The sequence below is a fragment of the Sphingomonas sp. PvP055 genome (assembly GCF_040546365.1).
GTDB lineage: Bacteria > Pseudomonadota > Alphaproteobacteria > Sphingomonadales > Sphingomonadaceae > Sphingomonas > Sphingomonas echinoides_A.
The window spans coordinates 1-18,920 of the sequence record NZ_JBEPNS010000003.1; the positions used below are offsets into that span (position 1 = coordinate 1).

General features: G+C 58.2%; 20 protein-coding genes and 1 riboswitch. Of the genes, 9 read left to right on the forward strand and 11 right to left on the reverse strand.

What is annotated here, in order from left to right; all coding sequences use genetic code 11:
* The first annotated feature begins 121 nt into the window (after positions 1 to 121).
* Complete coding sequence (locus tag ABIC16_RS19885) at positions 122 to 1,228, forward strand: histidine kinase dimerization/phosphoacceptor domain -containing protein (RefSeq protein ID WP_354292591.1); 1,107 nt, start codon at positions 122 to 124, stop codon at positions 1,226 to 1,228.
* On the forward strand, positions 1,225 to 1,677 hold the full coding sequence (locus ABIC16_RS19890) for a response regulator (protein WP_354292592.1): 453 nt from the start codon (positions 1,225 to 1,227) through the stop codon (positions 1,675 to 1,677). The genes ABIC16_RS19885 and ABIC16_RS19890 overlap by 4 nt, the downstream gene beginning before the upstream one ends.
* A gap of 181 nt (positions 1,678 to 1,858) precedes the next feature.
* Here ABIC16_RS19890 and ABIC16_RS19895 read toward each other — a convergent pair whose 3' ends face one another.
* Entirely contained in the window at positions 1,859 to 2,002 is a 144-nt protein-coding gene (locus ABIC16_RS19895; protein ID WP_354292593.1) for a hypothetical protein, read from the reverse strand.
* 151 nt (positions 2,003 to 2,153) lie between these two features.
* On the opposite strand from ABIC16_RS19895, the gene ABIC16_RS19900 reads away from it, so the two are divergent.
* The 4 genes from ABIC16_RS19900 to ABIC16_RS19915 all read left to right on the forward strand — a co-directional run bounded on the left by ABIC16_RS19900 (position 2,154) and on the right by ABIC16_RS19915 (position 5,140).
* On the forward strand, positions 2,154 to 3,647 hold the full coding sequence (locus ABIC16_RS19900; RefSeq protein ID WP_354292594.1) for an aminotransferase class I/II-fold pyridoxal phosphate-dependent enzyme: 1,494 nt from the start codon (positions 2,154 to 2,156) through the stop codon (positions 3,645 to 3,647).
* 16 nt (positions 3,648 to 3,663) lie between these two features.
* Positions 3,664 to 4,158, forward strand: coding sequence for a nucleoside deaminase (locus ABIC16_RS19905; protein ID WP_354292595.1), 495 nt, complete (start codon positions 3,664 to 3,666; stop codon positions 4,156 to 4,158).
* Positions 4,155 to 4,361: a helix-hairpin-helix domain-containing protein gene (locus ABIC16_RS19910; RefSeq protein ID WP_354292596.1), complete on the forward strand. Its 207-nt coding sequence runs from the start codon at positions 4,155 to 4,157 to the stop codon at positions 4,359 to 4,361. The genes ABIC16_RS19905 and ABIC16_RS19910 overlap by 4 nt, the downstream gene beginning before the upstream one ends.
* Before the next feature lie 323 nt (positions 4,362 to 4,684).
* Entirely contained in the window at positions 4,685 to 5,140 is a 456-nt protein-coding gene (locus ABIC16_RS19915; RefSeq protein WP_354292598.1) for a pyridoxamine 5'-phosphate oxidase family protein, read from the forward strand.
* 3 nt (positions 5,141 to 5,143) lie between these two features.
* Here the strand turns inward: ABIC16_RS19915 and ABIC16_RS19920 are convergent.
* From ABIC16_RS19920 to ABIC16_RS19930, 3 genes are all read right to left on the reverse strand, one after another.
* Positions 5,144 to 6,315 (reverse strand): IS3 family transposase gene (locus ABIC16_RS19920; RefSeq protein ID WP_354292600.1). Its coding sequence is split into 2 segments (ribosomal slippage): positions 5,144 to 6,051 and positions 6,051 to 6,315, totalling 1,173 coding nucleotides; the frame shifts between segments, so codons are not numbered across the junction.
* A 411-nt stretch (positions 6,316 to 6,726) separates the two neighbouring features.
* Positions 6,727 to 8,766, reverse strand: coding sequence for a TonB-dependent receptor (locus ABIC16_RS19925; RefSeq protein ID WP_354292601.1), 2,040 nt, complete (start codon positions 8,764 to 8,766; stop codon positions 6,727 to 6,729).
* A 169-nt stretch (positions 8,767 to 8,935) separates the two neighbouring features.
* A riboswitch (cobalamin riboswitch) is annotated at positions 8,936 to 9,172 on the reverse strand.
* A gap of 254 nt (positions 9,173 to 9,426) precedes the next feature.
* Entirely contained in the window at positions 9,427 to 9,753 is a 327-nt protein-coding gene (locus ABIC16_RS19930) for a putative quinol monooxygenase (RefSeq protein WP_354292603.1), read from the reverse strand.
* Between the two features lie 120 nt (positions 9,754 to 9,873).
* Here ABIC16_RS19930 and ABIC16_RS19935 point away from each other — a divergent pair, with 120 nt between their 5' ends.
* The gene (locus tag ABIC16_RS19935; protein ID WP_354292605.1) at positions 9,874 to 10,230 is read left to right on the forward strand and encodes a winged helix-turn-helix transcriptional regulator; all 357 of its coding nucleotides are present in this window, start codon (positions 9,874 to 9,876) and stop codon (positions 10,228 to 10,230) included.
* A 263-nt stretch (positions 10,231 to 10,493) separates the two neighbouring features.
* On the opposite strand, the gene ABIC16_RS19940 is transcribed toward ABIC16_RS19935, so the two are convergent.
* A complete protein-coding gene (locus tag ABIC16_RS19940) occupies positions 10,494 to 10,991 on the reverse strand; it encodes a Ros/MucR family transcriptional regulator (RefSeq protein ID WP_354292607.1) in 498 nt (165 codons plus the stop codon).
* A 270-nt stretch (positions 10,992 to 11,261) separates the two neighbouring features.
* Between ABIC16_RS19940 and ABIC16_RS19945 the strand changes: the two genes are divergently transcribed.
* Positions 11,262 to 11,645 (forward strand): response regulator, encoded by a 384-nt coding sequence (locus tag ABIC16_RS19945; RefSeq protein ID WP_354292609.1) that lies wholly within the window; start codon positions 11,262 to 11,264, stop codon positions 11,643 to 11,645.
* 666 nt (positions 11,646 to 12,311) lie between these two features.
* On the opposite strand, the gene ABIC16_RS19950 is transcribed toward ABIC16_RS19945, so the two are convergent.
* From ABIC16_RS19950 to ABIC16_RS19960, 3 genes are all read right to left on the reverse strand, one after another.
* A complete protein-coding gene (locus ABIC16_RS19950; protein ID WP_354292611.1) occupies positions 12,312 to 12,980 on the reverse strand; it encodes a CPBP family intramembrane glutamic endopeptidase in 669 nt (222 codons plus the stop codon).
* A 99-nt stretch (positions 12,981 to 13,079) separates the two neighbouring features.
* The gene (locus tag ABIC16_RS19955; protein ID WP_354292613.1) at positions 13,080 to 13,553 is read right to left on the reverse strand and encodes a hypothetical protein; all 474 of its coding nucleotides are present in this window, start codon (positions 13,551 to 13,553) and stop codon (positions 13,080 to 13,082) included.
* Between the two features lie 909 nt (positions 13,554 to 14,462).
* Entirely contained in the window at positions 14,463 to 15,044 is a 582-nt protein-coding gene (locus ABIC16_RS19960) for a cysteine hydrolase family protein (RefSeq protein ID WP_354292615.1), read from the reverse strand.
* Between the two features lie 87 nt (positions 15,045 to 15,131).
* On the opposite strand from ABIC16_RS19960, the gene ABIC16_RS19965 reads away from it, so the two are divergent.
* On the forward strand, positions 15,132 to 16,073 hold the full coding sequence (locus tag ABIC16_RS19965) for a GlxA family transcriptional regulator (RefSeq protein ID WP_354292616.1): 942 nt from the start codon (positions 15,132 to 15,134) through the stop codon (positions 16,071 to 16,073).
* Positions 16,074 to 16,748: 675 nt separating this feature from the next.
* Here ABIC16_RS19965 and rpsU read toward each other — a convergent pair.
* The 3 genes from rpsU to ABIC16_RS19980 all read right to left on the reverse strand — a co-directional run bounded on the left by rpsU (position 16,749) and on the right by ABIC16_RS19980 (position 18,831).
* Complete coding sequence (gene rpsU / locus ABIC16_RS19970) at positions 16,749 to 16,949, reverse strand: 30S ribosomal protein S21 (RefSeq protein WP_010215290.1); 201 nt, start codon at positions 16,947 to 16,949, stop codon at positions 16,749 to 16,751.
* Between the two features lie 326 nt (positions 16,950 to 17,275).
* A complete protein-coding gene (locus tag ABIC16_RS19975; protein WP_354292618.1) occupies positions 17,276 to 18,121 on the reverse strand; it encodes a Brp/Blh family beta-carotene 15,15'-dioxygenase in 846 nt (281 codons plus the stop codon).
* The gene (locus ABIC16_RS19980) at positions 18,118 to 18,831 is read right to left on the reverse strand and encodes a bacteriorhodopsin (protein ID WP_354292620.1); all 714 of its coding nucleotides are present in this window, start codon (positions 18,829 to 18,831) and stop codon (positions 18,118 to 18,120) included. The genes ABIC16_RS19975 and ABIC16_RS19980 overlap by 4 nt, the downstream gene beginning before the upstream one ends.
* Positions 18,832 to 18,920 lie beyond the last annotated feature (89 nt).

Genomic DNA, 18,920 nt, shown 5'->3' on the forward strand with positions numbered 1-18,920 from the left:
ATAGCGGTGCCAAACCGTCCAGTTGTGACACATGTCTCATAGTGATCCTGTCCGGAACGATTAGCTACGAATGACGTTCACGCATGCGTGGAGCCCTCCGGCCTTCGCTAGGGGGGTAGCCTTGAAGCAACGCGACGACTGGCATTTAACTGACGCACTGGAGTACGAGCACGGTCGAGGGGATCCGTTCGCTGCTGCCGTTCGCGCTACACGCATGCCGATGGTAATTACTGACCCGGCACGAGATGATAACCCCATCGTCTTTTGCAACGTCGCGTTTCAGGACCTGACCGGCTATACGCGAGATGAAATCATTGGCAAAAATTGTCGGTTTCTCCAAGGTCCTGACACGGACCGTGATACAGTTACCCAGGTCCGCGAAGCCATTGCAGCCGGTGATGATATTGGCGTCGATCTTCTGAATTATCGCAAAGACGGGACGACCTTCTGGAACGCTCTCTATATGTCCCCGGTCAGGGATAAGGACGGTGTAGTCCGCTTCTTCTTTGCATCACAACTGGATGTCAGCGACCGGGTCGAAGCGCAGAATATTATCAATGATCAGAAGATTTTGGTCGAACGCGAAGTCGAGCGCCGAACCGCCGACCTACGTGCGGCACTCGATGCTAAGACCATCCTTCTCCACGAGGTCGATCACCGAGTTAAGAATAATCTGACGATGATTGGATCGCTGCTGCGCCTCCAAGTACGCACGATCGACGATCCTTCTGTGGCATCAAAGCTCGATTCCATGCTTGAACGCGTCGATGCTCTCGCCGTGGTTCATCGTCAACTTTACCAATCCTCCGATATCGCTCGGTTCGATATTGGCAGCTTCGCCGAAAGCCTCATATCTGACGTAGTTGGATCAAGCGGCCGTAGTGATATCAAGCTGGACGTTCGCGCACAGCCGCTTTCAATAGACGCAGCCAATGCATCGGCGCTTGGCCTAATTCTGAACGAGATCCTGACCAACGCCGTCAAACACGCTTTTGCGGATGGTCGGTCGGGTCACCTAAGTCTCCTGGTGGAGGGCGGTGATGATTACGGCACCATCAAAATTTGTGATGATGGTCCGGGCATGCCGTCTATCGCTCGGAGCAAAAGTATCGGCACATCGCTTATCACTCGTCTAGCACGCCAAGCTCGCGCGGAAGCCACCTGGAGCGACAATGCGCCGGGAACCTGCGTGACGATCACCTTTCCCAAAGCTGAAGCGAAATCATGACCAACACGATGGAAGTCCTGATCGTCGAGGACGAAATGCTCCTCGCGATGGATATCGAGGCGATGGTCGAGGACAGTGGCCATCACGTGCTAGCCGAGGCGGCAAGCCTTCGTGAGGTCGAAGCATTGCCTGAGGATTTGCATCCGCAACTCGCGTTTGTCGACATCCACTTAGCAGACGAGTCGAACGGACTGGATGTATGTCGATACATCCGGGCGCATTGGCCAGATGCACTGATCATTTTCGTCACCGCAAACGTCTCGAGAATACCGGCCGACTTCTCTGGCGCACACGGCGTCATAGCCAAGCCCTTTTCTCATGCGGGGCTGGTCAACGCGATCAATTATTTGGCCAATGGCATGTTCGATCCGCCACCCAGCATGCCGCGACCAGCAAGCCTTATCGCTTCTCCAAACCTTGAACCGCGATGGACTCAACTAGCCAGCTAAAACACGCTGAGCGACGTCCCGCGCAAGCTGTTGGCTGTGTACGACAGCGCTCCAAAGATTGAAGTATGTCAATATCGCCACCCTCCGACGTCCATCATCGATCAGCGGGTACCCCCGGCACTTGCCAATATGATGCATACCTATCTAAAGCCGCTCGAAATTTGAACAAACAGGGAACCGTTCATTGGAAGATGCGGCGACTTATCACCACCGGCGGGCGAACGAGCATCGCAAAATGGCGGCGCGAGCGTCCGATAGCCATAATGCCCAGATCCATACCAAGCTTGCCGGAATGCATGAGGCAGCTGCTGTAGAGCGTGGCCATAAACTAACCGTTGCAACGGACCGATGAGCTAGCTTCGAAGGGGTCAATGCCCCTTCTGACGTCGCTCAGTCAGTGCAAACTTAAGTCGCTTATTACCGGGGCTTTTCTCGATCCGTGCGTTTCTTGCGCGAGAGTTAGGAGCAGGCTTAGCATGGATCAGAAGAGTGCGCCGTTGGTAGATTCGTTGGCTGCGATCGAGAAGAAACCAGTCATCGGCTTTGGCGCTCCGGGCCACAATCAAGGCGCGGCAATGCCAACGGGAATGCGCAGACTGCTTGGCAAGCGGATCTTTCAGGCTGACGTACTGACCCCCAAGGGGCTGGACGATCGAACCGAGGGAAAACTCGCGCTGCAGCGAGCGCATGAAATCGCGGCAGAGGCATGGAATGCGGACTTCTGCCGGTTTGTGACGGGCGGATCGACCCAAAGCCTTCATACCGTGATGGCAGCGGTTACCGCCCCTGGGGATACGATCCTTATCGCTGCCAATGCGCATAAGGCGGAACGTACTTACGCACTGGCGGCCGGGCTTGATGCCGTAATCGTTCCCGTTCAGGTCGATGATGCCTGGGACATCGAGAATGGCGTTGAGCCGGAGGCGCTTTTGGCAATGCTGACAGCAAACCCTTCGGCGAAGGCCTTCGTCCTGGTTAGTCCAACCTATTACGGCGTCACCAGTGATGTCGCTGCTTTGGCCGACATTTGTCACGATCACGGTATCCCACTGATCGTAGATGCCGCTTGGGGCGGCGCGTTCGCCTTCTGTGAGGGGTTGCCGGACGATCCATTGACCAAGGGAGCGGACGTTGCGGTTTATAGCGCGCACAAGACGATGGGAGCATTGGCGCAAGCGTCGGTGATCGTTGCCAAAGGCAATCTGATCGATCGGCAGCGTCTCTGGATGGCCTATGAATTGTTCGAGACGACCAGCCCTTCCGTCCCGATCCTGGCAACGCTCGACGCCACCAGGCGCGACCATGCACTGAACGGTGAACAGATGTGGTCGGGCGTTATCAGTCTCGCTGAGGGGCTACGCATGACCATCAACGCGATGCCGGGATTGCGAGTGTTTGGTCGTGAGCATCTGCCTCCAGATACCGACCTTGATGTCACCAAGGTGCTGGTCGACGTGTCGGCCTTGGGGGTCTCAGGTTATGCCATCGATGACTGGTTGTACGAGCATCATCGTATCAGCATGGGCCTGTCAGATGCCCGCCATCTTCTCGCCGTTCTGTCGCTCGGCACGACACGGTCGGACGTCCGAAAGCTCGTCCGCGGTCTGCACGACCTGCTGAGGCAACTCGCGGCGGATCCATCGATCCTGCCAAGGGCGCGGGCAGTCCCGGGGATTGCGACGTTATCCGTAGAGATGGCTATGTCGGGGCCAGCAGCAATGAGTGGCTCGGTCGGAATGGTGCGATATGAAGACGCCGCTGGACGTATCGCTGCGGAGATGATCGCGCCGGCACCACCCGGCGTGCCTCGCCTTGTGCCGGGACAAAGGATCACCCCGGCTCACGTTGCATGGCTAACTGCCAACCGAGACGCTGGCGCATTCGTCATGGACCCGGTCGACCCGACAGATACCACGGTCCGCGTCGTTCAGTCGGCGAGCACGATAACGCCAGACCAACAAAACGCCTAAGCTTTGAGGAGGCGACATGCAGGATCACCCTGACGAACACTGGATGCAGATGGCCATCGACGTGGCACGCTCAAAAGGCTCCGACCCCTCGACGTCGCCGCTTGGGTGCGTCATCGTCCTAGACGGAAAAGTTCTCGCGGCCGAACGCAACCAGACCAAGGAGCTGCCTGACGCAACCGCGCATGCCGAAATGATGGCGATCCGACGTGCGTGCGAAAGCACTGGCGAGCTCGAGTTGCGCGGCGCCACCCTGTACTCGACACTCCAACCATGCGGCATGTGCACGATGGCCTCGATCTGGTCCAAGGTCGGCCGTGTTGTCTACGGTGCTGGTCGCAGTGATGTCCATCCGATGTACTTCGAAGCGCGGCACGTCGACACCCTTGGGTTCATTGGGGATGCATACCGGGATGATATCCAAATCACCGGTGGCTGTCTGCGCGAAGCCTGTGCAGAACTATATTATGGACCAGACGCTAATCTTAGCGAAGAAGAGCAGGCAAACCTATGAACGAACCCTCATCCGTCAATGTGAACACCGCAAGCGCGGAAGAACTGGATGCAGTTCCCGGACTTAGAGGGCATGGGTTCGAGGTCGTGCGTTATCGAGGGGAGCGGGGACGGTTCACTGATTTGCGCCAGCTGGAGGAAGTTCCAGGGCTCGCTGGCAAAGTGGATGGCAGTCGGGCGGCTTTAAGCGTCGGCGACGTTTGAGGGGGTGTTACGGCAGTGAGGTCATATCTCGGAAAGTAGCCAGCAACACTTAGCCGTCGACGAGCTTATGCAAGTCTTTCATAGCTGGTAAGTTAAATTAAAAGCTCTTGGCTCACCAGTTATGAACAGGATGGCTATTCTGATTAGGTTGACGAAGATACGTCGGACCGCATCTGAACCACTGACCGTCTCTGTAAGACAGTCGGAATGAAAATATTCTCTGCTTACGTATCCGTCGATGGGTCAGATCCGTAGTCGGCACGTTTGTACGAACGAGCGACGGTAAGGACCATCCTGTTCCGATACAGAACAGGCTGACCATCATGAGCGACACGTCACAAAATCAGGCCGCCTCACGCAACGAGGAAATCGCAAAGCTCGCCAAGTTGATGTCCGACATCCAGGTATGCATGTTCACGACAACTGGTGCAGAGGGTCGCTTAATGAGCCGACCCATGGCGGTGCAAGAGGTCGAGTTTGATGGCGATCTATGGTTCATCACTAAACAGGATGGACGCAAGGTCGAACAGATAGGCCGGAACCCCCGCGTCAACGTTGCCCTATCATCCAAAAGTTCATGGGTTTCCCTCACCGGGGACGCCGAGGTCATACACGATGCCGAAAAGACTAAGCAGCTGTGGAACGCCGGCATCTCGGCGTGGTTTCCAAACGGGCCGGAGGATCCTGAGCTTGTACTGTTGAAAGTACATGCCGATGGCGCCGAATACTGGGACACCCCGGCGCGGCCTGACCTGCCCCCGTCGAGTGGACCGTGTTGATTGTTAGTGGATTATGCTCGCCGCTGCCATATCCGGGCGGAGGTGGAGCGAAGCGGAACCGGAGGCCGGATATGGCGGTAAGGCCGTTTCCGGGGCCGGTGGTCGGTAGCCAAGGCTGCTGTGCGGGCGAACGGTGTTGTAATGCCGCCGCCAGGCTTCAATCAGCACCTTCGCCTCGGCGAGGCTGTAGAAGATCTCGCCATTCAGCAGTTCGTCGCGCAGCGACCCGTTGAAGCTCTCATTATAGCCATTCTCCCATGGTGATCCCGGTGCGATGTAGAGCGTCTTCACGCCGATCTGGCCAAGCCATTTCTGCACCCCGTTCGCGATAAACTCGGCGCCATTATCCGACCGTATGTGCGCCGGTGGTCCCCGTGTGACGAACAGGTCGGCCAACGCCGCCAGTACGTCTTCATGTCTGAGCTGCCGTGCCACGACCAGCGCCAGGCATTCTCGACTGGCCTCGTCGATGATGGTCAGGATGCGGAACTTGCGGCCATCATGCGTGCGGCCTTCGACAAAGTCGTACGCCCATACATGCCCCGGATATTCCGGGCGCAGTCGGATGCACGAGCCGTCGTTCAACCACAGCCGCCCACGTTTCGGTTGCTTCTGCGGCACCTTGAGCCCTTCACGCCGCCAGATCCGCTCGACCCGTTTATGGTTCACCGTCCAGCCCCTATGGCACAGCAATGCCGTCACCCGGCGATAGCCGTAGCGACCATATTGCTTTGCTAGCGCGATGATGTCTTCGGACAGCGCCTGTTCGTCATCCGCCCCACGCGGCACCTTGCGCTGCGTCGATCGATGCTGACCCAACACCCGGCAGATCCGTCGCTCGGACACCGGAAGCTCTCGTCGCACATGATCGATGCAGCGCCGTCGTCGCGCAGGGCTCAGAAGTTTCCCCGGGCTGCCTCCTGCAAGATCAGCTTGTCCAGCGTCAGGTCCGAGATCGCCCGGCGCAGCCGCAGATTCTCCTTCTCCAGATCCTTCATCCGCCGCGCCTGGTCGGTCTTCAGCCCACCATATTCCTTGCGCCAGCGGTAGTACGTCTGCTCGCTGACAGCGATCCGCCGGCACGCGTCGGCCGTCGATGCCCCCTGTGCCAGCACGATCTCAACTTCACGCAGCTTGCCGATGATCTCTTCCGGCTTGTGCTTCTTGAATGGCATCTGTCGTCCCTTTCGTGGTCCAGACTATCATAGTCTCTGGGCCTCTCAGCGGGGGGCAGATCAGGCCGTGGTGTCGGTACTGTCGTTCGTCAAAGCGCATATTACGGGCAAGCCCTACCATATTGAGGACGAGAAGGTCGCCCTCTAGCGTATGCCGATCGTTCCGATCTCACCAATCTGGGTGTCCGCAGTTTCGGTCCCATCCAGCGCAGCCTAGGCGGCAGCACCAGCCAAAGGCGAGTTTCCGCACAGTCTGCGTCGCTTATGGGAACATGCTACCCGTCTGAGTGGGGGCGTACCGATCTGAGGGGTAGAGTCCAATGCGCGCACTATGAGGCAGACACCATTGCAGGTGCGCAGCCATTGAATGATCGCCAGCTTCACCCGAGACTGGCGATCATCTGGCACCGCCTAGAAACTCACCCGGACACCCAGGCGCAACGTCCGTGGCTCAACTACGCGGCTTAAACGACCATCGGCCGGTCCCGCGGTATCAAACGAGGGGATGTAGGATTCGTAGAAATAGGCGATATCCTTGTCGCGGCTGTCGAGGATGTTGAGCACCTCGCCGTACACCTCGAACCGTCCGATCTTGCGAGCCGCGCGGACGTTGACGACGGTACTTCCTGTATCTCGGACGCTGTTGTCTTCGATCAAAGGATAGGGCCCGAGGTGGCGGACGCGAACGCTTGCCTCCCAAGGATTGAGCACCAGCGCGATCCCGGCGGATGCGGCGTTCTCGAAGGCGTTGGGAATACGATCGCCATTGTCGTACCGCGACCGGCTCGCTGTGTAATTGCCGTCGATCGCAAGCCACGGCCTGGGCCGCCAGAACGCCACAAGTTCATAGCCACGACGCTCGCTGGCACCGGTCGGTTCGACCGCGTTGGAATCTCCGACGAAGCGCAGTTCGCTGTCGACGTCGAGCCACCAATAGGTCGCGGTCAGCGTAATGCCGGGTAACTGCCACCGGGCGCCGACTTCGCGGCCGTTGCCGCGGACCGGCACAGGCACCGGCGTTTCGACGTTTACCGCGCCGCGGACGTCGTTGGAGTGGAACCCACGTCCCCAGTTGCCGTAGAACTCCAGCCGATCGGTCGGCGAGTACGCGATTGATGCCTTGGGCGACAGGATCGCGTCGTCGCCTCTGCCTTCGCCGGCCAAGACCGCCGCCTGATCCCGCGCGCGAACGACGTAGTGATAATAGTCCCCACGAACCCCACCGATCAGGCGGAGACCCGTAACCGGCGTCCACGTCGCTTCGCCGTACAATGCTGCCGACGCTTCCTCGACATGGTAGCGGCCGAGCGACGACAGGAACGATCGCGCGCTGGTGCGATACACACCGACGCTGCCGATATGGTCGTAGCGCTCTTCGGTGCCGAGCGAGACGGCAAGGGTCGGTGCGAGCGTCCAACGCTTTTCGCCCCTCGCGCCGACGATCCAGCGTTTGTCGAACTGGCGGATCTGTGCGCTGGTCCCGTCCGGGTCGGTGTAGGTCGGGTTCGAATACATCGACCAGTCGTAGAACTGACCATAGACATTGGCGTGCCAGTCAGGCTGGCGGACCGCGACGTTGCCGACGAGCCGTGTCGTTTCGCCGCGTGCCGTCGGATCGGGTGAGCAGAACACGTCCTTGCAGAGCGCGGTACCAATTATGCGCTCGGGAATCTGTTCGGTCGGACGCCAGGTCGCGCGGTAGGCGTTGAGCGAGGCTTCGACCTGGCCTGCGCCAGCTGGAGCGGTATATTTCGCAAAGCCAGATGCGTGTCGCATATGCTCAGGCTCCTCCCATGGTCCGTCGTAGACCTTGGTTTGCGCGACGAGCGTCAGTTTCCCCGGACCAATCCCGTCAATCGTCCCGCCCGCGGCGATCCGACCATAGCCATAAGAGCCGCCCTCGACCGAAAGCCACGGCCGGGCGAAGCTGTCGATCGTGGTCATGTAGGCAGCCCCCGCCAGCGCGAAGTCGCCGCCATCGGCACGGTATGGCCCTTTGCGAAAATCCTCGCGCGCGACGATCTCCGGGATCAGTCCGTTGAGATCGAGATAGCCTTGGCCATGACCGTGGGTGCGCAGGTTCATTTGCACCCCGTCGATATAAGTCGTGAAGTCCGAACCGTGATCGAGATTGAAGCCACGCAGGAAATACTGGTTGGCCTTGCCGCTTCCCGAATGCTGCGCAGCGACCATGCCAGGTATCGCCTCTAGCAGTTCGGCAACGCGCAGCAGCGGGCGAACCAGAAGGTCGGCACCGGCGACGGTGCCCTCACTTGCTGCATGCGCAACACCGATCTTCGCTTCGCCGCGGCCGAACACGACAATGTCGTTTGGTGCCTGTGACGGCACAGCCTCGGTGTTTTGCCCCTGAGCCCATGCTGGTGTGGTGCTACATGCCGAAGCTATAGCCACGCATTCGAGCCATTTTGTTCGTAATCTCAGATTCTTCATGTCCGTCCCCCGTGCGCCAAGCGACTTCGGACGGGGGCGTCCGCTGCGAACGGTCGGCACGCGTCGACAGGCGGACGCAAGCGCCCGCGACACGAACCGATGCGACCCCCGCCGCTCGTTCGTCGCTCAGACGGAAGAACCGTGCCCCGACCATCCCCTGGACCAAAGCAAGAGCGACCAGACGCTGGCAGGTCTCCTGGCTCACGGGTCGTCGCTCGATATACGGCCTTCCCGGATCTCGGCCGTTACGGCGTTGGTCCAGTGGCTGCACCCTCCAAAAGAGGACGCGATGTACGTCTCGCTCGCCGCTTACAGTTGCAGGGACAGCCTCGGCTTCGGGAGAGTATCTCCCACACCGTGTTCCCTATTAAGTCCCTCTCGGGACACCAGCGCGATCACTGCCCAGCAAGATATTCATCCAGCTAGACGAGAAGCGCGTACCCGTGGCACCGTCAATCTGCAAGATTGCTCAGAGCTGCCCTATCGCAGTGCGATCGGCATTGCCGGACAACCACCCCCCACTACGTCCTAAAATGCCAATCAAACGGGATATCGAGACACTGGATAAATTCTCAGTTCACGATCGATTCCGAGAAGGCCGACGCCTTCTCTCCCGCCGTCCGTTTGCTGGAACGCCTTGTGGGCCGGTCCTCATTCCGGTCAGGACGGCATGTCGAGCGCCGCTCTGCCCGAAATCGAATAGGAGTCGGCCTGACGGTCGGTGATGCCGAGTTTCCCAGCTTCTTCGAATACCGCTTGGAAATCGGGCGTGGAGAGGTGTGCGTTCAACGCCGCCTGATCTCGCCAGGCTTCAATCAGCCGGAACGTGCCGGCGGCACCTACTTCCTCCGTAACGTCAAGAAATACGCAGCCGTCCCGCAGCCTGGCCGCGCTCGCCATGCGCGAAGCGATATCCCGGAACGCTTCCACGTCGCTGGGCTGGATGCGATATGTTGCATAGATCAGGATGGTCGGCGTGTCGGTCATGTTTAAGCTCCATTGTTGCGACGGAAAGATGATTGATCCCGTCGCGCACGTTTTTAGAATATGGACCGGCACTGGTAATGTGGGTAGAACCTACCTAAAGGTAAGTACCGAAGAGATGCGATGAGCGTTCCTCCATCTGACTGCGGCCTTGATGTCGCGCTGGCCATCATGGGCGGCAAATGGAAGCCGCTGATCCTGTATCACCTCCGCTCGGGTCCGAGGCGGTTCGGCGATCTCAAGCGGACGGTCGCCGGCATCAGCGAGAAGGTGCTAATACAGCAACTGCGTGAACTCGCCTCGGCAGAGGTATTGGTTCGTCGCGACTATGGCGAGGTGCCGCCCAAAGTCGATTACACCGTCACTCCATTCGGCATGACGCTGATCGAGGCTCTGCTGCCCCTGTGCGAGTGGGGCGTGAGGAACCGCACCGACGCTTCCGCCATCAGTAACTTCGAGGGCAAGCCAGAACGCGGCTAGATTGTGCTTGGTTGATCAGGCTTTCCCAGAATTGCATCCTTTTCGGGAACGGCAGCTATCGCCAGCCGCCTCCTGAAAGCTGCCTGTCCGTTCCCCACCAGGTCGGGACGTTCAGCCACATGACCGACGGGCCGACTGCCCCCCCAAAGCCGACTGACAGCTTTCGGGTGGTAGAGCGGTCGGACCGAAAACGCCCAATAGCGGACGATCATCCACGTCGAGTCGAAGCATAGTGGCGGCGGGCATGTTCGGCGCCTGTCACTTCACGCAGGCTCGGCTACCTTCGGGGGACGACCACGTTTTGGTGTAGATGTAGGCACCGTTGCCTTGACTGGCGGTTTCTGGCCCGGCTTTCGGCCAAGACCAACTTTTTTCGCCATATCCCGCCGCAGTGCCGAGTAGGACGGTGCAGTCATGGGATAGTCGGCCTTTAAACCATAGCGAGCGCGATATTCGCCAGCCGTCAGACCGTTGGTAGAAAGATGCCGCGTCAGCGTCTTGTAGGGTTTGCCATCGATCATTGAGATAATGACATCGGGATTTGCCAGCGACTTCCGTGCGGTGACTGCCCCGGTAAATTCAGGAGCGGCGTCCTCGGCAGTAACGTCTGCTGGCGCCGCCAAAAGACCGACCACTGCGGCGTGCATCGACTTCAAGAATGCCGCAACGTCCTCCGCCGACGTGCGCGTGTTAGGGTTGGACAACCATGCCATCGTCATTTGGGTAGCAAGCTCGACGCTGTTCGAAATTCCATCAGTCAATTTGAATTTCCTTGTTCGGTCCCCATAGAGAGGGCGTTAAAAAACCTTTTTGAACATCGCAACTCGCTAGTAGGTTGTCAGCCATTTCTTAGACGCCCATTAATAAACATTTTTAGATGTGAACGCTTATCGATTTCGCTGAAAGGATGCCGCATTACAGGAGCTTCGACAGCACTTGTATTCATATCACTGTTCTTTTCTCGTATACCATGCTAAACCTTATCCAGAAAATGAATCTATTTTCACTATTGCAGGGAAGGCGGGAGGAGCATGAGTAGCACTCGTAGTTTGCGCATTCTCTGCGTCGACAATGATCCGGACATAAGGCTTATACTAGAGATTTCGCTGCATCTCGATTCAAATATTTTTGTCTTTTCAGTAAGTTGCGCTGCGGATGCGATAAGTGCGTTAGCTGAAAAACCGTTTGATTTGGTAATTTTAGACGCTGCGCTGGAAGCCAAAAGTCGGACGGATTTGCTAAAAAAAATAACTAAAACGGATGGATCACCGCCTACTCCAGTGATTTTGCTCTCATCGGACACTTCTCACAACGTTCACCTCAACAGGCCCGGCATCATCGGGGTGATAACAAAACCATTTGACCCCATCACACTGGCGGGTGTTGTAAGATCGCAAATCGAGGCGATCACTTGAGAAATGTTATTTCACATATTTTGGTAATCCGATAATTTCCAGAAGATGGAGGATCAGCTTTCGGCCCTCGCCGCTGGGATGCGACGTCGCTTTGGCAATAGAGCTGAGGAAGTAGCTCGTAGCCAAGCTGACAATTCAAGTGGCGCTGTTGCCGAAACCTGGCGGTCCATCCTCAAGGCTCTCGAATCTACCTGGAAGGTGGACGAAAAGCGTTCTGCACCTCCTAACGGGGGTAAACCGCCGGCAGCGGGTGATCTTTAGTGAGGTTGGGGAGAGCAGGTTGCAATTCGCGGTAGCTCACCGACCAATTTCAGTCGTAGGGGCGGCTGATCCAGTTGGCGAGAAACTGCCCTTCAACGTACATCAAAGATTGGCCGGCAGACGCAAGCGCGGAAGGACGCTCGATTGTCAGGGAATGAGTCTTTGCAGCCTCAAAGCGGACCTACGGCAAGCGCCCAATCTCAGTCGTTCCGCCGATCGGCTGTCGTCCCAAAACCAGCCGTTCAAGCACTACGCCGACATTCCCAGTTCCCCATCCCCAACCGCCCATTTGGGGAAAGTGCAGTTGGGAACGGGTTTTGTGAAAGCGGTCGCATTGGTCGCAGCGAGGGGATCCGGTCACTCCCATCTCGCCCGACCTTCCCAATCGGGAAGATCCATCACCAATCAACTCGCTTCTAAATCACCACTGATGGCCTTGCTGACGATGGCGCCGAATAGCATTACCCCTATGTGTAACAGTATCAACCACCACAAATTTGATGTGGCGACATATGCAATAGTAAAAGCCAGCGCAGACACGACGCTACCTACGAATTGCTTTGGGGTTTTGAACCCGTGCGCCGCGCCGTATGCAAGGGCTGCGATGATGATCGCACCTAATAGACCGATCCTTGCCGGTAGGTAGTACAAAAGAAAACCTCGATAGAGTATCTCCCATCCACCTCCGACTGCAAGGCTCAAAAGCAGAAACAGCTTCACTTCGTTTGGTGTTTCAGGAAATAGATCCCGCCGTACGGCGTCTATTTCCTCCCTCTGCGACGGCTTAGGTTTCTTGTTTTTGCTGAGGAACAGGGCATTAAAAGTTGCAATCGCGACGCCAAGACCAATCAGCGAAGGTGTCGATGTAGGAGCATTAAGGCCAAGCGCTTGTGCGGATCGACCTGTCATAAGCCAGCTGGTTGCTAATAGAGCGAGCAACCCGGCCACCATCCCAATTGTGGTTATGTAACGGGTGATCTTAGTGCGAGAGGCGGTCCGTCCAGGTCGGCTGCGCCAAAGCGCGCGCATCGGGACAACGAGAAGCAGCAAAATAGCTAGAAGATGGTCAAGCAAGTCGCACCTATGGCGAAGGGTCGGCGCGCATGGCCGACATGATGACAGGGGTATCCGAGTGGAGCGGCTGTCGAAGCCGTTTCCGACGAACTGTTAAGCTCAGCTCGCTAGCGCGAACCTCACCCCGTCCTCTTCATCGTTCGAAGGCACTTTGTGGTTAAGTCGTGGTCCCTTCCGCGCACGATTTACCTTGTTTTTAGGGTGTCGTGGCAGAGAGACGAAAACTCTTGTAAGGGTGGCGGCAATACCTAAACGGCGCAATGCCGCCGTAGCAGCAGCCAAGGCTACGACCGCCTCAACAATGGCGCTGATCTCGAGGCTGGCAAGCCATACGGTGACTTCTGGGGCAAACAACGCAACCATGCGGATCGCGTCGCTATCTCCCGCATTGAGATGCACAACGACCAACATTGTTACGACAATTGCCAATGCGATGTGCCCGGGTTCAAGGCGGTTCAACGCTGCAGCGGGAATCTCCACCGTCAGGCGGTGTAGAAAACGGGTGATAGGCGTGCGCGCGTCACGGATAAGGGTAGCCCAGCAAAGAAGAAACACGATTGCCGCTATCGTCATTCGCCCACACCCTGGTCTCTGCCTGCTGCATACAAAGCATCCAGCCCCTCAGCCAATATGACAGCTCTTCCGGTACACGCAGCGCGTTCTCTTTTCTCGATTCCTTATAAGAAAGGCCGGCGGAATCGGGATGGCAGCTAACGGCTATCGAGTCCTGAAAGGTACCTGTCGCCTAACCACCAGTTCGCGATGTTCAACCAATGCCGAGAGGCGACCGTTCCTGAAAGCAGACCGGCAGCTATTAGAGAGGAAAGCAGCCGGTCTTAAATCGCCCAAAAGCGGGCAGAATGACCCGCTCCGGAGGGCCTCTTGACAACAGACGGACGGCAATGATGAAATTTGGTAGCCTGTAAGGAGGTTACCATGTTCGATGACCAAGACCGCGCCTACTTTGCTCGACGTGCCGCAATGGAACGCATATCGGCGTCCGAAGCATCAGACCCTGCGATACGCAAAATCCACGCAGATATGGCGGAAGAGTATCAGCGTAGGTCGGAGGGGGCTGAACCCCAAAGCTTGGTTCGTCGCTCCGCCGACAAGGCAATTTTTTCGGACGGCAGCTAGCCACCAAAAATCGGACGTAGGCGTGAGGTGATGAGCGCGCGGACGGAGTGCTGATAACGCCCAATGGCGTGAACCGCAGCTATGCGCATTGGTCGTTATCGCACGCCTGGCCTTCCGAAAGCGGACGGTCCGGAAGCGCCCAAACCCGGTCGTTCAGTCTGTACGCGCACGATCCTGAGACCTGCCGTTCGAGCCATCATTAGATTCCCGTTTTTCCATGTCCGGCAGGCAATTTCGGGAAAACCCAATCGGGAACAGATTTTGGGAAAGCGGCAAGTTTGGCGACGATGAAACCACTGTCGCACCACGCCTTTCCCGCTGTACCTTCGTTTGCGAGAAGGAGCGCTATGCTGTGACCAGCGGCTGAGGGGCGTCCAGCTTCCGCAGCATCTCAGCCGTGTTGACGATTGTGGCGAACTCCTCCGACAGGTCGCTAAGTGCAGCCTCGTGAACCTCCGCAGCGGGCCGCATTTCCCCGTCAAGGCCCAATCGGTCGAACGTCGCGGTCGCGTCCGCGACCAGATATACTGTAAAGCCGAGGTTGCCCGCCATGCGGACCGTAGTGGAGACGCAATGGTTAGTCGTCAGCCCGACTACCACCAGCGTGTCCACCCCCGCATCCCGTAATTCCTGTTCCAAAGTAGTACCGATGAAGGAGCTGTTGACCTTTTTTACATGGACCCGCTCGCCAGCCACGACGGTGGCTTCCGGCTTGGGCTGAAAGCCGGGCGTGCCTTCAACAAAGGTGCCGGTCGCACTGCGAGACGAGTGATGGACGTGTCGCACTGGCCGCCCGTCGTGCCGCCAAGCTTCGATCAGCCGAGCGATATTGGCTTCCGCTTGGCGGTTGTTTCGTGGTCCCCAGGACGGATCGAGGAACCCCTGTTGCACGTCGATCACGAGTAGGGTGGCGTTGGTCGGCAGCATGGGCGTTGTCCTTCAGGGGCGGAACAGTCGCTTGACCCTAGCGGGAGAGCGGCTGGCGCAAAGGACAATGATCCCTTAAAAAGCGTCATGACGCATCGCATTGGCTTCTACGTCCCGCCCTTTTACCAGCTTCTCGACCTCGCAGGCCCGCTGGACGCATTCAACGCGGCCAATACCGTAGCGGGGCAGCAGCTTTATGGGTGGCGCGTCCTCTCGCGAACCGGTGGGTCTATAGTGAGCGGCACGAGCTTGCCGATTGAAACGATGCCGCCCGATGATGCCGCCTTCGACACGCTGCTGGTTGTTGGCGGCGCAATCGAAGCCATGCGCTTACCGGAGGAAATCGCGACCGTGCAGCGGCTTGCCGAGGGCACAAACCGCATAGCGAGTATCTGCACGGGAGCGTTCCTGCTTGCGGGGGCGGGCTTGCTGGACGGGAGACGAGCGACGACGCACTGGTCGCGTGCCCAAGAACTGCAAGCCAGCTTCCCGGCCGTGTCGGTCGAAGCGGACCGCATCTATGTCGCCGATGGTCCGCTATGGACGTCTGCGGGCGTCACCGCTGGCATAGACCTCGCACTGGCGCTAATCGAAGTCGATCACGGCATTGATCTGGCGCGGCAGGTATCACGCGAGTTGGTTGTCTATCACCGGCGACCTGGCGGCCAGTCGCAATTCTCCGCCTTGTCGCAGATGGAGCCGGAGTCCGACCGGATGCGCGTAGCGCTCGCCTTCGCGCGCGAGCACCTGTCAGAGCCGCTACCGCTCGAACGGCTGGCCGAGGCGGCCAGGCTCAGCCCGCGCCAGTTCGGCCGCGCGTTCCGTAGGGAGACCGGGGAAACGCCGGCGAAGGCGATCGAGCGGCTTCGCACTGAGGCTGCCCATCTACGCCTACAGGACGGATCCGAGCCGGTGGAGGCAATCGCACGCGCCGTTGGCTTCAACGATCCCGAGCGGATGCGACGGGCGTTCATAGCGCGATACGGGCAGCCTCCCCAAGCGATGCGCCGCATCATGCGCTCGACCTGAATTGACGGACGCTTTCCCATTTCACCATCCTTTTCGGGAACGGCAGCTATCGGCAGCCGCCTCCTGAAAGCTGCCTGTCCGTTCCCCACCACATATCGCCGTTTAAACCATTCGCAGGCGCCAATCCTGTCCGAAAGCCGACCGGCAGCTACGAGGCGAGAAAGCTGCCAGTCTGCAAGTGCCCAGTTCAAGACATTCAGTCACGCGGATGGGCGGAACATGGCAGGCCGCCTTCAGCGAGCTGACCGCTGCGACGCGGCAGGCGTTGAACGATCGCTAGCTACTGGAGGCGGGCTGCAGTTCGGAGGTGACCTTAACTGCAGCCCTGGCCAAGTTGATCTTTGGGGGACCCTCGAGGTTATCAGCAGCTTAGACCTATCGCCTGAGGCGGCAACGCGATTCATTGCGTCATAGATCAAGCGGTTGCCGGAACGACTGCAGCAGGGTTCCCCGTTTTCTCGAACCCCGAACAAACGCGGATCATGAGGAACTACGTTCAGACTTCATGAATGAACGTCCGGAAGTGGGAGACGGGGAAGGGCGTTTGAATGTCAAAGTTTGGGTCAGAAGGTCACCTGCGGTCAGCTGCGGACAGCTGGCTTCGCTCAGCGCCATGAAGGGCGATCGCAAATGACTTATATTCGATCACGTCGTCATGGGCAGCACGAAGGCTGATCAGCCGTCCTTCTCGGCACGCTTGCGATCAGCCTTTTTCGCGCGACGGATGGCGGCAGCATGCTGACGCGCACGTTTCTCCGAGGGCTTTTCGTAGTGTTTCCGCAGCTTCAGTTCGCGATAGATCCCTTCGCGCTGCAGCTTCTTTTTAAGAACGCGGAGTGCCTGATCCACGTTGTTGTCGCGTACGATGATCTGCATACTGGTTTTCTCTAGATGTCGCTTGCCGCCGAAGGCTCAGCTCGCTCTAGGGTCCAGGGCGCTTCAAGCCAAGACCCGAAGCGCCGGATCGAAAATTGGATCTTCGCCATAAATAGCTGTCTAAAGTTGGGGGTCGCAAAGAGACTGTCCGGCGTCGCTTTCGGGGTCTGCTTGCGTTTGCGGGACGATGGCTTTCTGATTCACCATCACTACACACCGACGATGTCGACGTCAGTCGCAAGCACATTGTTCAATTTCCAAGCTGCGAAAATATTCATTCGCAGCCGGACCTGCCGGAGCTTAGTAAGGGTAATGTCTATAGCTGTTTAACTGGAGTGTATGGCTGCCGTCGCCTGACCAAGCCGTGGCATAGGTTGCTCAAACCACGGAGTAACCAGCAAATGAGGCACGGCAAGTGCGGCAAGCGCGGCGAAGAGCGACCGTACGCCCGTGGAGTCCCAGCGGAGTACAATGATAACGATCGCGCAAACCAGGATCACCGCCGCAAGCAAGATTGGCCAGGTTTCTCGCAAATATGCGGCTGTCGTCGCGCATCCGAGCCTTACGCGCCGTTCTGTGGTTTGGGGTAAGGCATGCAGGATTAGGAACCCTAGCGAGAATCCAATCAACGGTGGCAAAAGGAGCAATGCGACCGTGCCAATGATCAGGCGTCGGTCAGCTCGGGCGATGCCCCGCCAAACGAGGCCCGCTGCCGCCGCACCGCCGGCTATCGCGAGCATCTCGACAAGTGCTGGGGCGATATCTTTTGGCAATCCGGCCAGCGACAGAAGGTTCGTTAGTGCCACGATATGCAGTGTCGCTGGCGTGGCGACCAAGCTTATGCCACGCCCAAGCCGTTCGAGCGGTCTGTCCGCAGGCGCATCCTCGAGCCCAAAGTGCAACCCCGAAGCGAGCAGAAACGCGGGAAGCGCGACCGCAGAAGCAGCGATCCACCAGGCAAGGCAGACCAAGGTTACAAGTACATATGCCCAGAGGAACGCACCGCGCCGGTCCGTCCTAACAATGGCAAGATCGCTGGCGCCATGCGCGAGGCCGATCATACCTACCGTCACGCCTGCAAAACCGAGCTGAACGGGTATCGGACCAAAGGCGGCGGGCAATGTCGCCGCCAGAAGTACGCCCCAGCCGAATGCAGGAGCGCGCAATGTCACGAGCGGTAAAGGCGGTCGTCGCCTTGATGGGGCAACGCCTTGTCGAGATTGACCGCCGCGTAGAAAGCGTAAACCACCTTGGCGACGATATCCATAATTAGGAACGCCCACACCGACGTCGGGTCAGTGATGACCTTCAAGCCCTCCGGTCCGAGCAGGAAGACGATGGGATACAAGAACCAGACCACGGTCAAGAAAGTGAGGTTCTTGGTATAGGCGGTGCCGAGTGCCGCGCTGTGGCTACGTGCTTGCTTGAGCAGCGGACCCCACAAAAGGTACAGAACACCGACAAATGCGACGCAGGACCAAACATACCAGACCCATTTGGCAGGCGAGGCAGGCGCGAGAGAGGAGATCAGTCCGGTCAGGATCATAAGAACGTCAAGGACAATGATTGCTGTGAGGTAGCCACCGACAGTGCCGGGTTTACCGTGCTCGTGAAATGCCGCCAGCACCAAGCCGGCCAACAGGATCGGCGTGGTTACCGACCAGTCGAGGTAGCGTGCGAGATAGGTGATCGACCCATCAAAACTGAGCAACGTGCCGATGCCGAACGCCATAGCGAGATACGCCGTGGCGGCAATGAACGGCACGCTCGCATGTAGTAGCGTATGATGCCCGGCCGGGTATGATTTTTTGCCAGTAGCATATATCGCAAGCGACCCCAGCGACATGACCGTGAACCCGGTGAGAAAAGCTGTCTGATCCATCCGAGGAACCCCGTTTCAGGCGCGACACACCGCGGCCCTCGTCACTGAACAGCAATTGTGTCTTTTTGTTTCCGAAAGAATAAAAGTTC

What these genes read in the sequence shown, in the direction of transcription:
- ABIC16_RS19890 (WP_354292592.1), top strand. Translation starts at nt 1,225, where the DNA reads ATGACCAACACGATGGAAGTCCTGATCGTCGAGGACGAAATGCTCCTC.
- ABIC16_RS19895 (WP_354292593.1), bottom strand. Translation starts at nt 2,002, where the DNA reads ATGGCCACGCTCTACAGCAGCTGCCTCATGCATTCCGGCAAGCTTGGT.
- ABIC16_RS19900 (WP_354292594.1), top strand. Translation starts at nt 2,154, where the DNA reads ATGGATCAGAAGAGTGCGCCGTTGGTAGATTCGTTGGCTGCGATCGAG.
- ABIC16_RS19905 (WP_354292595.1), top strand. Translation starts at nt 3,664, where the DNA reads ATGCAGGATCACCCTGACGAACACTGGATGCAGATGGCCATCGACGTG.
- ABIC16_RS19910 (WP_354292596.1), top strand. Translation starts at nt 4,155, where the DNA reads ATGAACGAACCCTCATCCGTCAATGTGAACACCGCAAGCGCGGAAGAA.
- ABIC16_RS19915 (WP_354292598.1), top strand. Translation starts at nt 4,685, where the DNA reads ATGAGCGACACGTCACAAAATCAGGCCGCCTCACGCAACGAGGAAATC.
- ABIC16_RS19925 (WP_354292601.1), bottom strand. Translation starts at nt 8,766, where the DNA reads ATGAAGAATCTGAGATTACGAACAAAATGGCTCGAATGCGTGGCTATA.
- ABIC16_RS19930 (WP_354292603.1), bottom strand. Translation starts at nt 9,753, where the DNA reads ATGACCGACACGCCGACCATCCTGATCTATGCAACATATCGCATCCAG.
- ABIC16_RS19935 (WP_354292605.1), top strand. Translation starts at nt 9,874, where the DNA reads ATGAGCGTTCCTCCATCTGACTGCGGCCTTGATGTCGCGCTGGCCATC.
- ABIC16_RS19945 (WP_354292609.1), top strand. Translation starts at nt 11,262, where the DNA reads ATGAGTAGCACTCGTAGTTTGCGCATTCTCTGCGTCGACAATGATCCG.
- ABIC16_RS19955 (WP_354292613.1), bottom strand. Translation starts at nt 13,553, where the DNA reads ATGACGATAGCGGCAATCGTGTTTCTTCTTTGCTGGGCTACCCTTATC.
- ABIC16_RS19960 (WP_354292615.1), bottom strand. Translation starts at nt 15,044, where the DNA reads ATGCTGCCGACCAACGCCACCCTACTCGTGATCGACGTGCAACAGGGG.
- ABIC16_RS19965 (WP_354292616.1), top strand. Translation starts at nt 15,132, where the DNA reads ATGACGCATCGCATTGGCTTCTACGTCCCGCCCTTTTACCAGCTTCTC.
- rpsU (WP_010215290.1), bottom strand. Translation starts at nt 16,949, where the DNA reads ATGCAGATCATCGTACGCGACAACAACGTGGATCAGGCACTCCGCGTT.
- ABIC16_RS19980 (WP_354292620.1), bottom strand. Translation starts at nt 18,831, where the DNA reads ATGGATCAGACAGCTTTTCTCACCGGGTTCACGGTCATGTCGCTGGGG.